This is a genomic window from Mesorhizobium sp. WSM4989 (assembly GCF_029625795.1).
Lineage (GTDB): Bacteria > Pseudomonadota > Alphaproteobacteria > Rhizobiales > Rhizobiaceae > Mesorhizobium.
Genome location: NZ_JARTVN010000002.1, coordinates 148,248 through 161,392 on the forward strand (window position 1 = coordinate 148,248; position 13,145 = coordinate 161,392).

General features: G+C 64.4%; 15 protein-coding genes and 1 pseudogene. 8 read left to right on the plus strand and 8 right to left on the minus strand.

The window, feature by feature from the left end; all coding sequences use genetic code 11:
- Position 1 precedes the first annotated feature (1 nt).
- From P9217_RS13465 to P9217_RS13480, 4 genes are read right to left on the minus strand one after another with little or no spacing between them, the layout of a single operon-like run.
- Positions 2-991, minus strand: coding sequence for an MDR family oxidoreductase (locus tag P9217_RS13465; protein ID WP_095823598.1), 990 nt, complete (start codon positions 989-991; stop codon positions 2-4).
- A gap of 52 nt (positions 992-1,043) precedes the next feature.
- On the minus strand, positions 1,044-1,532 hold the full coding sequence (lspA, locus tag P9217_RS13470) for a signal peptidase II (protein WP_067318893.1): 489 nt from the start codon (positions 1,530-1,532) through the stop codon (positions 1,044-1,046).
- Between the two features lie 13 nt (positions 1,533-1,545).
- Positions 1,546-2,406 (minus strand): RNA methyltransferase, encoded by an 861-nt coding sequence (locus tag P9217_RS13475; RefSeq protein ID WP_278087046.1) that lies wholly within the window; start codon positions 2,404-2,406, stop codon positions 1,546-1,548.
- On the minus strand, positions 2,407-3,465 hold the full coding sequence (locus tag P9217_RS13480) for a class I SAM-dependent rRNA methyltransferase (RefSeq protein ID WP_067318889.1): 1,059 nt from the start codon (positions 3,463-3,465) through the stop codon (positions 2,407-2,409).
- Positions 3,466-3,589: 124 nt separating this feature from the next.
- On the opposite strand from P9217_RS13480, the gene P9217_RS13485 reads away from it, so the two are divergent.
- Entirely contained in the window at positions 3,590-4,300 is a 711-nt protein-coding gene (locus P9217_RS13485) for a YafY family protein (protein ID WP_278087047.1), read from the plus strand.
- Between the two features lie 69 nt (positions 4,301-4,369).
- Positions 4,370-4,748: pseudogene (locus P9217_RS13490) on the plus strand (VOC family protein).
- Between the two features lie 45 nt (positions 4,749-4,793).
- Here the strand turns inward: P9217_RS13490 and P9217_RS13495 are convergent.
- The 4 genes from P9217_RS13495 to sppA form a co-directional block, all read right to left on the minus strand.
- Positions 4,794-5,765: an ornithine cyclodeaminase family protein gene (locus P9217_RS13495; RefSeq protein WP_278087048.1), complete on the minus strand. Its 972-nt coding sequence runs from the start codon at positions 5,763-5,765 to the stop codon at positions 4,794-4,796.
- 22 nt (positions 5,766-5,787) lie between these two features.
- Complete coding sequence (locus P9217_RS13500) at positions 5,788-6,120, minus strand: DUF1049 domain-containing protein (RefSeq protein WP_067004057.1); 333 nt, start codon at positions 6,118-6,120, stop codon at positions 5,788-5,790.
- 60 nt (positions 6,121-6,180) lie between these two features.
- Positions 6,181-6,465: an integration host factor subunit beta gene (locus tag P9217_RS13505; RefSeq protein ID WP_027165368.1), complete on the minus strand. Its 285-nt coding sequence runs from the start codon at positions 6,463-6,465 to the stop codon at positions 6,181-6,183.
- Positions 6,466-6,540: 75 nt separating this feature from the next.
- Entirely contained in the window at positions 6,541-7,494 is a 954-nt protein-coding gene (sppA, locus tag P9217_RS13510; protein WP_278087049.1) for a signal peptide peptidase SppA, read from the minus strand.
- Between the two features lie 306 nt (positions 7,495-7,800).
- On the opposite strand from sppA, the gene lptC reads away from it, so the two are divergent.
- The 6 genes from lptC to ptsN all read left to right on the plus strand — a co-directional run bounded on the left by lptC (position 7,801) and on the right by ptsN (position 13,076).
- On the plus strand, positions 7,801-8,514 hold the full coding sequence (gene lptC, locus P9217_RS13515) for an LPS export ABC transporter periplasmic protein LptC (RefSeq protein ID WP_278087050.1): 714 nt from the start codon (positions 7,801-7,803) through the stop codon (positions 8,512-8,514).
- Positions 8,501-9,118 carry an LptA/OstA family protein gene (locus P9217_RS13520; RefSeq protein WP_067318882.1) on the plus strand — a complete coding sequence of 206 codons (618 nt, stop codon included), beginning with the start codon at positions 8,501-8,503 and terminating at the stop codon, positions 9,116-9,118. The genes lptC and P9217_RS13520 overlap by 14 nt, the downstream gene beginning before the upstream one ends.
- Entirely contained in the window at positions 9,118-9,936 is an 819-nt protein-coding gene (gene lptB, locus P9217_RS13525; protein WP_067318880.1) for an LPS export ABC transporter ATP-binding protein, read from the plus strand. The genes P9217_RS13520 and lptB overlap by 1 nt, the downstream gene beginning before the upstream one ends.
- Before the next feature lie 188 nt (positions 9,937-10,124).
- Entirely contained in the window at positions 10,125-11,654 is a 1,530-nt protein-coding gene (gene rpoN / locus P9217_RS13530) for an RNA polymerase factor sigma-54 (protein ID WP_127404360.1), read from the plus strand.
- Positions 11,655-11,967: 313 nt separating this feature from the next.
- Complete coding sequence (gene raiA / locus P9217_RS13535) at positions 11,968-12,552, plus strand: ribosome-associated translation inhibitor RaiA (protein WP_067004045.1); 585 nt, start codon at positions 11,968-11,970, stop codon at positions 12,550-12,552.
- 59 nt (positions 12,553-12,611) lie between these two features.
- Positions 12,612-13,076 (plus strand): PTS IIA-like nitrogen regulatory protein PtsN, encoded by a 465-nt coding sequence (gene ptsN, locus P9217_RS13540; protein WP_067004043.1) that lies wholly within the window; start codon positions 12,612-12,614, stop codon positions 13,074-13,076.
- Positions 13,077-13,145: the final 69 nt, after the last annotated feature.

Here is a 13,145-nt window from a genome sequence, read left to right on the forward strand (position 1 = left end):
CCTACAGATCGACGACCACGCGGCCTCTGATCCTGCCCTCCACGATATCGCGCGCAGCGCCGATGATGCCGTCGAAGCCGATCGAGCGCGACAGGGTCGACAGTTTCTGGAGGTCGAGGTCGGCGCCGATGCGGCGCCACGCCTCGAGGCGGACCGCTTTCGGCGCCATGACGGAATCGATGCCGAGCAGCGATACGCCGCGCAGGATGAAGGGGGCGACGCTCGTCGGAAGGTCCATGCCGCCGGCCAGGCCGCACGCGGCGATCGCGCCGCCATAGGACGTCATCGACAGCACGTTGGCCAGTGTATGGGTGCCGACCGAGTCGACGCCGCCGGCCCAGCGTTCCTTGGCCAGCGGCTTGGCCGGCTGGCTGAGGTCGTCCCGTGAGATCACCTCAGCCGCGCCGAGGTCGATCAGATAGGGGCTTTCAGCATTGCGCCCGGTCGAGGCGATCACATGGTAGCCGAGGGTGGAAAGGATCGAGATGGCGACCGAGCCGACGCCGCCGGCGGCCCCCGTCACCACCACCGGTCCGCGATCCGGCACGATGCCATGCCGCTCCAGCGCCATGACGGCGAGCATTGCCGTATAGCCGGCGGTGCCGACTGCCATCGCATCATGCGGGCTCATCCCGTCGGGCAGCGGCACCAGCCAGTCGCCCTTGACGCGGGCGCGGGCGGCAAAGGCGCCGTAATGCGTCTCGCCGACGCCCCAGCCATTGAGGATGACCTTGTCGCCCTTGCGCCAGTCGGGGTGCGAAGATTCGATGACAGTGCCGGCGAAATCGATGCCGGGCACCAGCGGCCAGCGGCGCACGACCGGGGCCTTGCCGGTGATGGCCAGCCCATCCTTGTAATTCACCGTCGTCGCCTCGACGGCGACGGTGACATCGCCTTCCATCAGGTCAGCTTCGGTGAGGTCGACGATCTCGACCGACTGCTTCTTCTCGGCGTCGCGCGAAACGAGGATGGCTTTGAAGGTATCGGACACTTTGGTCTCCTCGTTTTGTTTGAAACAAATTTGCGGCGGTGGCCGCGCTTGGTCAATTGCCTGGATCCTGGGACCTGGTTTCCCGCCGCCAGCCGATCAGCTCGTCGAACACGACCAGCGCGGCGCCGACCGAAATGAAGGCGTCGGCAAAGTTGAACACCGCGAAGGACCAGACCGGCGTGTGGAAAAGAATATAGTCGATCACGTGGCCGTAGACCGCGCGGTCGATCAGATTGCCGAGCGCGCCGCCGACGATCAGGGCGAAGCCGATCCGGGCAAGGACGTGGCCGGCGGGCGTGCGCACCGCCAGATACAGCACGAAGGCGACGACAAGCGCGGCGATGGCCACCAGGCCGGTGTCGCCGAAGGACGAGAACATCGAGAAGGCGATGCCGGTGTTGTAGGTGCGAAACAGCGCCAGGAAAGGCAGAAGATCGACCTTTTCCTGGAAGGCGAGGCCGTTTTCCACCAGCTGTTTTATCCACTGGTCGAGTGCGATAGCGAGCACGACCAGCAGGGCGTAAGGGGACCAGGATTTCACGTTTTCGCAGCCCTCATCGCGAGTCGGCAGTGGGGGCGAGCTTCAACGCGCCACGCCGGATTTCGAACAGCATGACGCCGGTGGCAACCGCCAGATTGAGAGAATCGGCGCGTCCGGCCTGCGGGATCCTGAGCAGCCGGTCGCAACTATCCGCAAGGCTGTCGGGCAGGCCCTGCTGCTCGTTGCCCATCAACAGCAGCACCGGGCCTCTCGAAAAGTCGACCGAACGGTAGTCGACCGCGCCCTTCAGATGCGTTCCGGCGACGAGGCCCGGAAAGTCGCGTCGCCAGGCCAGAAAAGCCTGCTCCGTCGCCTTCGCGACCGGCACGGCAAAGATCGAGCCCATGGTGGCGCGCACGGTTTCAAGCGAAAACGGATCGGTGGTGTCGCCGACCAGGATGACGCCCCTGGCGCCGACGGCGTCGACGGTGCGGATGACGGTGCCGAGATTGCCGGGATCGCGAACGCGGTCGAGCGCGACCCAGACGTCGCCGTCCGTGGCACGGATATCCTTCAGCGGCAGCGTCTGCTGGACGAAGACGCCGACGACCATTTGCGGATTTTCCCGGCGGGTGATTGCCGCCAGCACCTTTTCCGAGACTTCGAGCACAGTGCCGCCGGCGGCGACAGTGCGCGCCGCGACCTTTTCTATCGCCGCGTTGCCGCGCCCGGCCTTGGCGAAGACGAGCGTCCTGATCGACCAGCCGAGGTCGAGTGCGTCGATGACCAGCTTCAGGCCTTCCGCCATGAAGGCGTTCTGCTGGTCGCGAAACTTCTTCAGCGCCAGCGCCTTGATGTCCTTGACCAGCGGATTGGCGAGGCTGGTGACTTCCTTGACCTGCCCGACGGGCCGGGCTCGATCATGCGGGACCATTCAAGCCACCCAGCGCGAGAACAGCGAGGTCGACAGCGCGCGGCCGGCGGATTTCTCGCGGATGATCAGCTCGCCGGATTCGACCGTGCCGCCCATGCCGGCGAAGGCTTCCCGCATCAAGGCATGGATGGCGAAGAAGGAGGCGCGGATCGAATAGGCGGTCAGCACCACGGCGATCGGCTTCGGCGTCAGGATCGAGCGGCAGAGATCGGTGAGGCCCGGCAGATCCTCGAACAATTGCCAGACCTCGCCCTTGGGACCGCGGCCATACGCGGGCGGGTCGAAGAGCACGATGTCATAGTGGCTGCCACGGCGCTCCTCACGCTCGGCGAACTTAACCGCGTCCTCGACGATCCAGCGGATCGGCTTGTCGGAGAGGCCGGCTCTCTCCTGGTTCTCGCGCGCCCATCCGATCGCCTTCTTCGAGGCGTCGACATGAGTAACCTCTGCGCCGGCGCGCGCCGCCACCAGCGAGGCAAGGCCGGTATAACCGAAGAGGTTCAGCACCTTGACCGGTCGCCCTGCAGCGGCGATCAGGCCGGCCATGTGGTCCCAATGCGAGGCTTGTTCGGGAAAGACGCCGACATGGCGGAATGAGGTGAAGCGGCCGAGATAGTCGATGCCGTCATGCTTCATCGGCCAGGTCTCGCCGAGCGGCGTTTTTGGAAAACGCCAGCGGCCGATGCCTTCCTCGTCGGTGTCGCCGGTGAAGATGGCGTCGGCGCGCCGCCATTCCTTGGCGGGAAGCGCCCGCTGCCAGATAGCCTGGCCTTCGGGGCGCACGATGCGGTAGGGCCCATACTGCTCCAGTTTTTCGCCGGCGCCGCTGTCCAGCAGAGCATAGTCGGCGTTGGGCGCAACCTCGAGGATCAGCGGCAGGCGCTCGGCGGGCAACGGGCCTTCGCGGCGTGCAAGAGGGCGCTGCGCTGGTTTTGCTTCCTGACGATGATGCGGCTCTGACCTCTCCGCCGAAGCCGCCTCCCGCAGCCGCGACTGGCTGGGGGGATTCGCCGGCTGGCGCGGACGGTTGTCGCGGTTTCGGTCGCGAAAGGACTTCAAGAACAATCTCCGGAACGGCACGCCGCTTTTGGCATAGGCCCTTGACCTTCGCAACCGCATGGTCCGGCGCTGTTCTGTCGCGATGCGATGGACCTCGCCCGAAGAAACGGGCAAGTCTCCGGTCATGTCCCGTTCCGAACGCCTGCTCGACCTGATCCAGATTCTGCGCCGCCACCGCCGGCCGGTCAGCGGCCGCACGCTTGCGGAGGAAATGGGCGTGTCGATCCGCACGCTCTATCGCGACATCGCGACGCTGCAGGGGCAGGGCGCGCCGATCGAAGGCGAGGCGGGGCTGGGCTATGTGCTGAAGCCCGGCTTCATGCTGCCGCCGCTGATGTTCACCGACGAGGAGGTCGAGGCGATCGTGCTCGGCTCGCGCTGGGTGGCGAAACAGCCGGACAAGCGGCTGGCCGCGGCGGCGGCGGATGCGTTGTCCAAGATCGCGGCGGCCTTGCCGGACGATCTGCGTGACGATCTCGACGCCACGACGCTGCTGGTCGGGCCGAATTCAGCGAGCGGCGAGGCGATCGATCTCGGCATCGTCAGGCAGGCGATCCGCAGCGAGCGCAAGCTCGGCTTCCTCTACCGCGACGCCGGCGGCGCGGCCTCTGAGCGCATGGTCTGGCCGTTCGCGCTCGGCTTCTTCGACAAGGTGCGGGTGATGGTGGCGTGGTGCGAGCTGCGCCAGGATTTCCGGCATTTCCGCGCCGACCGCATGGCCGATCTCACAGCCACCGAGATCCGCTATCCGCGCCGCCGCCAGGCGATGCTCAAGGAATGGCGAGCGACGCTCGATGAATCGGCCCTGAAAACGGCGCAGGAGCCTACTGGCTGATCGCTGCTGCCAGAATCTGACAGTGGGATGATCTAGCTTGGCCAAGGTTCAAACACCTTGGAGACCGACATGACCACGCCCAATTTCGTCATCCTCTATGTCGACAGCCCCGAGAAGAGCGGCGCGTTCTACGCCTCGCTGCTCGGGCGCCAGCCGGTAGAGGCCTCGCCCACCTTCGCCATGTTCGTCCTCGACAACGGCTTCAAGCTCGGCTTGTGGTCGCGTCACACGGTTGAACCGGCGGCCGCCGCCGCGGGCGGGGGGCGAGCTCGTGCTTGCGATGGAGAATGCGGCCGCGGTCGACGCCACGCATGCGGACTGGGCGGAACGGGGGCTGAGAATGCTACAGGCACCGACCGACATGGATTTCGGACGCACGTTCGTCGCGCTCGATCCCGACGGTCATCGGCTGCGTGTCTATTGGCCGAACGAGGCAGCAGGGCAGTAGGGCGGTATGGCGGTAGGGGTGTGAGCTTCTCACTACCCTATCCTCTTATTTGCTTGTGCTGAGCGCCTTGTAGACGGCGATGCCGGCGGCGAGATCTTCAAGCGCTGCGCCGACGGACTTGAACAGCGTGATCTCGCTCTCGCTTTGCCGGCCCTGTTTCTCGCCACGCGCCAGTTCGTGCAGGTCGGCGATGACCGCTTCCGGCTTCAGGACACCGGAAGCCAATGGCTGCACGATGTCGCCGGCCTCCTTGGTGGCGCCGGCGCGGGTATCGACATAGACGCGGGCGCGGGAAATGGCATCGTCGTCGCTCTCGCGCATCTGCGGCGTGAAGCCGCCGACCAGGTCGACATGGGCGCCCGGCTTCAACAGCGCGCCCTTGATCAGCGGCGCGGTCGTGATCGTCGCCGACGAGACGATGTCGGCCTCGCCAAGCTCGGTTTCGAGGTCGCCTGCCACGCTTGCTGGAAAGCCTTCGGCATGCAGCGCCGCCGCGACCTTTTCGGCATTGGCCGGCGTGCGGTTCCAGATGCGGATCGACTTAACGGGCCTCACCGCCGAATGCGCCTTGGCGAGGAAGGGTGACAGCGCGCCGGCGCCGATCACCAAGAGCCGCGAGGCGTCCTCGCGGGCGAGATAGGATGCGGCGAGCGCCGAGGCGCAGGCGGTCCGCCATTGCGTCAGCCGCTGGCCGTCGATCAGAGCCTGGGGTTCGCCGGTCACGCCGTCGAGCAGCAGATAGAGGCCCATCACCGCCGGCTTGCCGATCGCGTTGTTGTCCGGCGAGACGGTGACGATCTTGACGCCGATATGGCCGCCGGCCGAGGTGCCGGCGGCGTCGAAGTCGGTCCAGGCCGGCATCAACAAAAGCGTCGAGGCGGCGCCGTCCGGCCGCTCGATCGCGTGATGGTGGCGCACCGGCTGCACGGCGCCTTCGCGGAAGGCGGTGCGCAGTGTCTCGACCAGACCTGAAAAGGTCAGCGCGCGGTGGACCTCGGCGGCCGAAATAGTCAGCATGGAAAGCTCCGTAAGGCGCTGTTTAGTTCGTCGGCTTGGGCAGCGCCGGTCCTTTCGGCGCAGCGGGTGCGCGGCTCACTGCCTGGCGCAAGTTCTCGGCCTCCAGCCCGCGCTGGCGCGCGAGCTTGCGGTAGCGGCCCTGCTTCACCCAGGTCGCCATGCTACCGACGATCATGCCGATGGCCAAAGCCAGGAACAGCAAGATGAAGAGCGGCAAATTCAGCGTCAGCGCCGGATTGCCAGGGTGGAACGGGTCGAGCGTGAAGGCGACGAGGCCGCGATTGGCGACGGCAAGCGCGATCAGGATGACGGCCAGCGGCACGAAGACCACGACGAGCATGACGCGATTGAACATCAAATCTCCTGGAGGTGGCTTAAACGCCGAAACGTCGTTTCCGACCTGCCGGCGCGGCGCCTATTTGCCGCCGTTCAGCCTTTCGCGCAACTCCTTGCCGGTCTTGAAGAACGGCACCCACTTCTCCTCGACCTCGACGGATTCGCCGGTGCGGGGGTTGCGGCCGGTGCGGGCAGGACGGTTTTTCACCGAAAAGGCACCGAAACCGCGCAACTCGACCCTGTTGCCTTCGGCGAGCGCGTCGGTGATCTCGTCAAAGATCGCGCCGACGATGTTTTCAACGTCGCGGAGGAAAAGATGGGGGTTGCGCGCGGCAATGATCTGCACAAGCTCGGACTTGATCATGAACGTTCCCCGTAAACCACTGCGGTCAAATATCAGGATGATTTTATTGCTTTATTTGGCTCGTCCCAATGGTTGTCAAGGGTGCCAGACCGAAACGAGACCGTCAAGGAACAAGCGGTCGGCGCCAAGCTCGTGAATGATGTCGCCGCCGGCATCCGGCAGGCCGAGCGCGCTGGCGACGGCTTTGGTCATGCTTCTCGAAAACAGGAGGCCGTGCCCCTCCGTATCCTTCCATTCGACGACCTTGAGCTTGCTGTCGATGCCTTTGGTCGCCAGCCAGTTGATCGCCTCGGGTTCGCCGCCAACGGCATCAACCAAGTGATTGGCGAGCGCCTGGCGGCCGGTGAAGATCGAACCGTCGGCCAGCGCCTGCGCCTGCTCGCGGGTCATCTTGCGCCGTTCGGCGACAATGCCGACGAACCAGTCATAGCTGTCGAGGATGAGCTTGCGCACCATGGCGCGCTCGTCGTCATTGGTCGGCTTGAACGGCGAGGGCGCAGCCTTGAGCGGCGAGGACTTCACTTCCTCGAGCTTGATGCCGAGCTTGTCCATCAGGCCGCTCACGTCGGGATACTGGATCAGCACGCCGATCGATCCGACGATCGACGTCTTGCGGGCGACGATGTGGTCGGCCGCGCTTGCGATCATATAGCCGGCGGACGCGGCCAGCGTGCCGACCTCGGCCACCACCGGCTTGTCGGCGGCGAGCTTGCGCACTTCCTCATAGATCGACTCGCCGCCGACCGTGGTGCCTCCGGGCGAATCGATCGACAGGATGACGCCCTTCACCGTTGCGGATTTGCGGATCGTCTCCAGTCTTTTGATCAACTCCTCGTCCTCGGTGACGGTGCCTTCAATCTTGACCTTCGCGATGTGGTCGATCGCCTGACCGGTGAAATCGTCACCATAGATCCATGCCGAAAACGCGATCAGCGCTGCCGCCACAATCACAAACGCGGTCACGCGCCAGAACGTCAGCTTGCGGCGCATGCGGCGGCGGTCGATCAGGTCGTCGGCTCTCATTGCCATGGTCAGCCTCACATTCGGTGGGAAAGGACGCTTTTAAAGCAACCATCCGCGCGGGGCTACCGTTTCCTGACGCCCTGGCCCTGGCAGGTCTTGGCGCAACGCGGCGATCACGACGACCTCACGAAAAATTAACGCAGCCCGTTCCTATCTGCTATGAAGAGCTGGCAGTGCAGCCGGATTCGTCCTAGTCGTACGGTGGTAGCCGTCACATTTTTGCAGTTTTCCTCCGCTTGTGCTTGCTTGCGGGGACCGGCATACCACCTATAGGCGGTGTTTGGCGGGGCAAGGGCTCATTAGAAAACAGTCATGTTGGCGCGATCTGACGAAACGAGCGATGCCGAAACGGTATCGGCTGCCGCTGGCCAAAGCGGCACGCGCGGCGATGCGTTCGATCGTGCGCAGCGGCATTCGCGCCGCGTGCGCGTGTTGAAATTCGCCGTGCCGCTGCTGGCGGCGGCAATTGCGATCGCCTTTCCGGTCTATTCTTATCTCGCCGCGCCGGTGTCGATCTCGGTACAGGCCGACGGCACGGCCTTTTCGGACGGCAAGCTGGTGATGGCCAATCCCAAGCTCAACGGCTTCACCAAGCAGAAACTGCCTTATTCGCTGACGGCGACCAGGGCGACCCAGGATGTCGGCAAGCAGGGTATCATCGACCTCGAAGGCATCAACGCCAAGCTGCCCGTCGCTAGCGACAATGTGGTGGCGGTCAACGCCGCGCATGGCATCTATGACCGCGACGCCAACACGATGGACCTCACAAGCGATGTCCTGGTGACGACGAGCGACGGCATGGAAGCCAAGTTCAAATCGGTCTTCCTAGACATGGGCAAAGGCTCTATGAAGACCGACAATCCGGTCGATGTGAGCCGCGGCGGATCGCGCATCACCGCCGACTCGATGTCGGTGGAAGAAAACGGCAAGGTCGTGGTCTTCGAGAACCGGGTGCGCGTCAACATCGACGCGGCAAGTCTGAAGGCGGCAGAGGCAAAGGGCGGAGAGCAGAATGCGTCGCAGTAGTTCGGCAAGGCTTGCAGCGGCGGCCTCTCTCTTCATGTTGCTCGGGGCGGCGCCGGCGCTTGCCCAATCCGGCGGCACCAGCCAGATGTCCGGCCTGAAATTGTCAGGCGACCAGCCGATCCAGATCGAAAGCGACAAGCTCGAGGTCCGCCAGGCCGACAGCGCGGCTATCTTCAGCGGCAACGTCACCGTCAATCAGGGGCCGACGCTGCTCAAGGCCGGCAAGATGACGGTCTATTACGTCAAGGATCCAAACGCTCCCAAGGGCGCGGCGGCGGGCGCATCGGCGATGACCGGGGCAGCCAATATCGACCACCTCGTGGTCGAGAACAAAGTCTATATTAAATCGAACGACCAAATCGCCACCGGCGACAAGGGCACGTTCGACATGAAGACCCAGGTGCTCGTTCTTTCCGGCAGCGAAGTCGTGCTCTCGCAGGGCGACAACGTGCTCAAGGGCTGCAAGCTCACCGTTCAGATGAAAAGCGGCCTTGCCAATGTCGACGGCTGCGGCACCGGCGGTCGGGTCATTATGTCGATTACGCCGCAGAAGCAGGGCTCGCCCCAAAAGGGCACGGCCCAGCAGGGAGCGTCGAGCAACTAATGGTCGGCGTATCGTCGCTGCTGGCCCGCCTCCCGGGGCGGACGGCCGCAAAAGCGTCTGCGCCGGCGACGATCGGCGCCGACAAGGCAAAGTTCAAGGGCACCCTGATCGCCAAGGGCCTGACCAAGAGCTATAAGGGCCGCAAGGTGGTGAGCGGCGTGACGCTCGGCGTGCGGGCCGGCGAGGCCGTCGGACTGCTTGGGCCCAACGGCGCCGGCAAGACCACCTGTTTCTACATGGTCACCGGTCTCGTGCCGGTGGACGAAGGCACGATCGAGATCGACGGCTTCGACGTCACCTCGATGCCGATGTACCGGCGCGCCCGCCTCGGCATCGGCTATCTGCCGCAGGAAGCGTCGATCTTCCGGGGCCTCAACGTCGAGCAGAACATTCGCGCCGTTCTGGAAGTGGTGGAAAAGAGCCGCAAGGAACGCGAGCGCACGCTCGACGAGCTGCTCGAGGAATTCCACATCAGCCATCTGCGCAAGGCGCCGTCGATGTCGCTGTCCGGCGGCGAAAGACGCCGCCTCGAGATCGCGCGGGCGCTGGCCACACGGCCGGCCTATATGCTGCTCGACGAGCCCTTCGCCGGTATCGATCCGATCGCGGTCGCCGACATCCAGCAGCTCGTCCGCCATCTGACCGCGCGCGGCATCGGCGTGCTGATCACCGACCACAATGTGCGCGAGACGCTCGGCCTGATCGACCGCGCCTATATCATCCATGCCGGCCAGGTGCTGACGCATGGCCGCGCCGACGAGATCGTCGCCAACGCCGATGTGCGGCGGCTCTATCTCGGCGAGGGTTTTACGCTCTAAACGCGAGATTCCGGTTCCGCGGCAATTTCTCGCTGAATTTTCCGGCTTTACGCCTGCTCTGCCCGCGAATAACGCTCCGGTAAGCCGTCTCTGCTAGCGTTTGCCTTGACAAGCAAAAGCCGGGCCAGTTTCTATGCCCGACCGAAAAACGGCAGCTCGATGCGTAGACGAGGCGTTTGAATCCAACCATGGCGCTGGCGGCCAAACTGCAGCTCAGACAGTCCCAGTCGCTGGTGATGACGCCCCAGCTGATGCAGTCGATCCGGCTGCTGCAGCTCACCCATGTCGAGCTCGAGCGCTTCATCGACGAGGAAATCGAGCGCAATCCGCTCTTGGAGCGGGCCGAGCCGCAGGACGATGCGGGCGGCGACCAGCCGCAGAAGAGCGAGACCGCTCCGGAACCCGCCGCCGGGGACGACTGGTTCGAAAGCGAGACGGAATGGAGCGCCGAGGCGATCTCGGAAAAGCTCGACTCTTCGCTGGAGAACCTGTTTCCCGACGACCCAGGCACCAGCGAAAAGCTCGGACCGGATCTCACCGCGCAGTGGAAGTCGGCATCCGCCGGCAGCGCCGGCAGCGCTTCGTCGGAAGGCTTCGACGTCGGCGAGATGGCCGCGACCATCGTGACGCTGCGCGAGCATGTCGGCGAACAGATCGCGCTTGCCTTCGCCAAACCCGCCGAGCGCCTGATTGCCGGCGAGCTTGCCGACAGCCTCGACGAAGCGGGCTATCTGCGCGCCGATCTGGAAGAGATTGCCGCGCGGCTGGGGGCGGACATGGGAGCGGTCGCGCGAGCGCTCGCGGTCTGCCAGACCTTCGAGCCGGCCGGCCTGTTTGCCCGCGACCTCGCCGAATGCCTGTCGCTGCAGCTTGCCGCACGCGACCGGCTCGATCCGGCGATGAAGGCCCTGGTGGCTAATCTCGAACTCCTGGCGCGGCGGGATTTCCAGACGCTGAAACGCATCTGCGGCGTCGACGAGGAAGACCTTCTCGACATGCTGGCCGAGATCCGGGCGCTCGATCCGCGTCCCGGCACCGCGTTTTCGGGCGGCGCGAGCGACGCCATCGTTGCCGACGTCGAGGTGCGGGCCGCTGCCGACGGCAGCTGGGCGGTGGAGCTCAACGCCGACACGCTGCCGCGAGTTTTGGTCGATCATGTCTATTTCGCCCGGGTTTCCGGCCATGCCAAGGACCAGGCGGAAAAGGAGTTTCTGGCCGAATGCCTGCAGAACGCCAACTGGCTGACGCGCAGCCTCGACCAGCGGGCGAAGACGATCCTGAAAGTGGCTTCGGAAATCGTGCGCCAGCAGGACGCGTTCCTCGTCCATGGCGTGCGGCATCTCAAGCCGCTCAACCTGCGCACGGTGGCCGACGCGATCGGCATGCATGAATCGACGGTGAGCCGCGTCACTGCCAACAAATACATGCTGACGCCTCGCGGCGTGTTCGAGCTGCGCTATTTCTTCACCGCTTCGATCGCCTCGGCGGAAGGCGGCGAAGCGCATTCGTCGGAAGCCGTGCGTGACCGCATCAAGCAGCTGATCGACGAGGAAAAGCCCGCCGATGTGCTTTCCGACGACGCTATCGTCGACATGCTGCGGGAAAGCGGCGTCGACATCGCCCGCCGCACGGTCGCCAAATACCGGGAAGGCATGAACATTCCTTCATCGGTGCAGCGGCGCCGGGAGAAGCGGGCGCTGGCCAACGCCGGGCGATAGGGCAGTTGATATTCATCGGGCCTGACCTAGTTTGGTCCGAGCTGAGGAATGGCGATTTTTCACAGTTTTCGTGTTTCATTGACAAGCTGCAATGAAGTGTCTAGAAGCCCGCCCGCATGAGCCGGGCCGTGATGCCCGCCTCGCGAATGGCTCCGTCAAAGCGAAGGCCTCGGACGGCCAGAAGGCGACTTGTGATCAACCGGAAAGTTCGGGTCTAAAATCGGCGCGCGTGCCGCCGCAAAGCTTGTGCGCGCGCACCACGGGTATAAACTTGGGACAGTTTGAAGCCTGAGCAGGGAAGGTCAGTTTTCAGATGAATCTGCGCATTTCGGGAAAACACATGGACATCGGCGATGCGTTCCGTACGCGCATCAACGATCGTGTCAACGAAGCGATTGAAAAATATTTCGATCGGGGTTTTTCAGGACATGTAACGGTCATCAAAGCAGGGTCGCGCTTCTCGGCCGATTGCATGATCCGCCTCGATTCCGGCGCCTCGCTGCAGGCGACCGGGGACGCCCAGGATCCCACGCTTGCCTTCGAGGCGGCCGCCGATCGCCTCGAAACGCGGCTCAGGCGCTACAAGCGCCGGCTGAAGTCGCACAATTCCAGCAACGGCAACGGCGAATCCACCGACATCGCCTACGCCGTGATGGAGCCGCTCGCCGACGACGAAGAGGAAATCCCGGAGAACTTCGCTCCGGCCATCGTCGCCGAATCGACCGTGACGCTTCGCACCATGTCGGTTGCGTCTGCCGTCATCGAGCTCGATACCAAGGATAGCCCGGTTTTCGTCTTCCGCAACGCCGGAAACGACCATGTCAATATCGTCTACCGCCGGCCGGATGGAAACATCGGCTGGATTGATCCGTCGACCACCAAAGTTGCGCAGGGATAAGAAAGCCGGCCGCGCGAGGGGGACGACCGGCGCGGTGGCGAGCAAGGGATTTTTCAAGCATGGATCTCAGCGATCTCATCAGCGTCCCGGCTATCATGCCGGCGTTGAAGGCGAATTCCAAAAAACAGCTTCTGCAATTGCTGTCGGAGAGGGCGGCGGCGATTTCAGGCATTCCGGAGCGGGAAGTGTTCGACACCATCCTGCAACGCGAGCGGCTGGGCTCCACCGGCGTCGGCAACGGCATCGCCATTCCGCATGGCAAGCTCGCAGGGGTCAAGCGGATCGCAGGCGTGTTCGCCCGGCTGGAGGCGCCGGTCGATTTCGAGGCGCTCGACGACCAGCCGGTCGACCTGGTGTTTCTGCTGCTTGCGCCCGAAGGCGCCGGCGCCGACCATCTTAAGGCGCTGTCGCGTATCGCGCGCGTGCTGCGCGATGGCGATACGGTGGCCAAGATCAGGGGGACGCGCGACGCAGTGGCGATCCACGCGCTGCTGTCGGACACTCAAGCCTCGCACGCGGCCTGAAGTTTGGGTGAAGCTGGTCTTTGGATAAACCCGGTTTTTGGGATATAACCTTGAGGGGCCGCCGGGAGC

Bases quoted from the DNA above. Each gene is read 5' to 3' on its own strand.
- P9217_RS13505 (WP_027165368.1), bottom strand. From the start codon at position 6,465: ATGATCAAGTCCGAGCTTGTGCAGATCATTGCCGCGCGCAACCCCCAT.
- P9217_RS13495 (WP_278087048.1), bottom strand. From the start codon at position 5,765: ATGCTGACTATTTCGGCCGCCGAGGTCCACCGCGCGCTGACCTTTTCA.
- sppA (WP_278087049.1), bottom strand. From the start codon at position 7,494: ATGGCAATGAGAGCCGACGACCTGATCGACCGCCGCCGCATGCGCCGC.
- P9217_RS13500 (WP_067004057.1), bottom strand. From the start codon at position 6,120: ATGTTCAATCGCGTCATGCTCGTCGTGGTCTTCGTGCCGCTGGCCGTC.
- rpoN (WP_127404360.1), top strand. From the start codon at position 10,125: ATGGCGCTGGCGGCCAAACTGCAGCTCAGACAGTCCCAGTCGCTGGTG.
- raiA (WP_067004045.1), top strand. From the start codon at position 11,968: ATGAATCTGCGCATTTCGGGAAAACACATGGACATCGGCGATGCGTTC.
- P9217_RS13520 (WP_067318882.1), top strand. From the start codon at position 8,501: ATGCGTCGCAGTAGTTCGGCAAGGCTTGCAGCGGCGGCCTCTCTCTTC.
- lptB (WP_067318880.1), top strand. From the start codon at position 9,118: ATGGTCGGCGTATCGTCGCTGCTGGCCCGCCTCCCGGGGCGGACGGCC.
- P9217_RS13485 (WP_278087047.1), top strand. From the start codon at position 3,590: ATGTCCCGTTCCGAACGCCTGCTCGACCTGATCCAGATTCTGCGCCGC.
- P9217_RS13475 (WP_278087046.1), bottom strand. From the start codon at position 2,406: ATGGTCCCGCATGATCGAGCCCGGCCCGTCGGGCAGGTCAAGGAAGTC.
- ptsN (WP_067004043.1), top strand. From the start codon at position 12,612: ATGGATCTCAGCGATCTCATCAGCGTCCCGGCTATCATGCCGGCGTTG.
- lptC (WP_278087050.1), top strand. From the start codon at position 7,801: ATGTTGGCGCGATCTGACGAAACGAGCGATGCCGAAACGGTATCGGCT.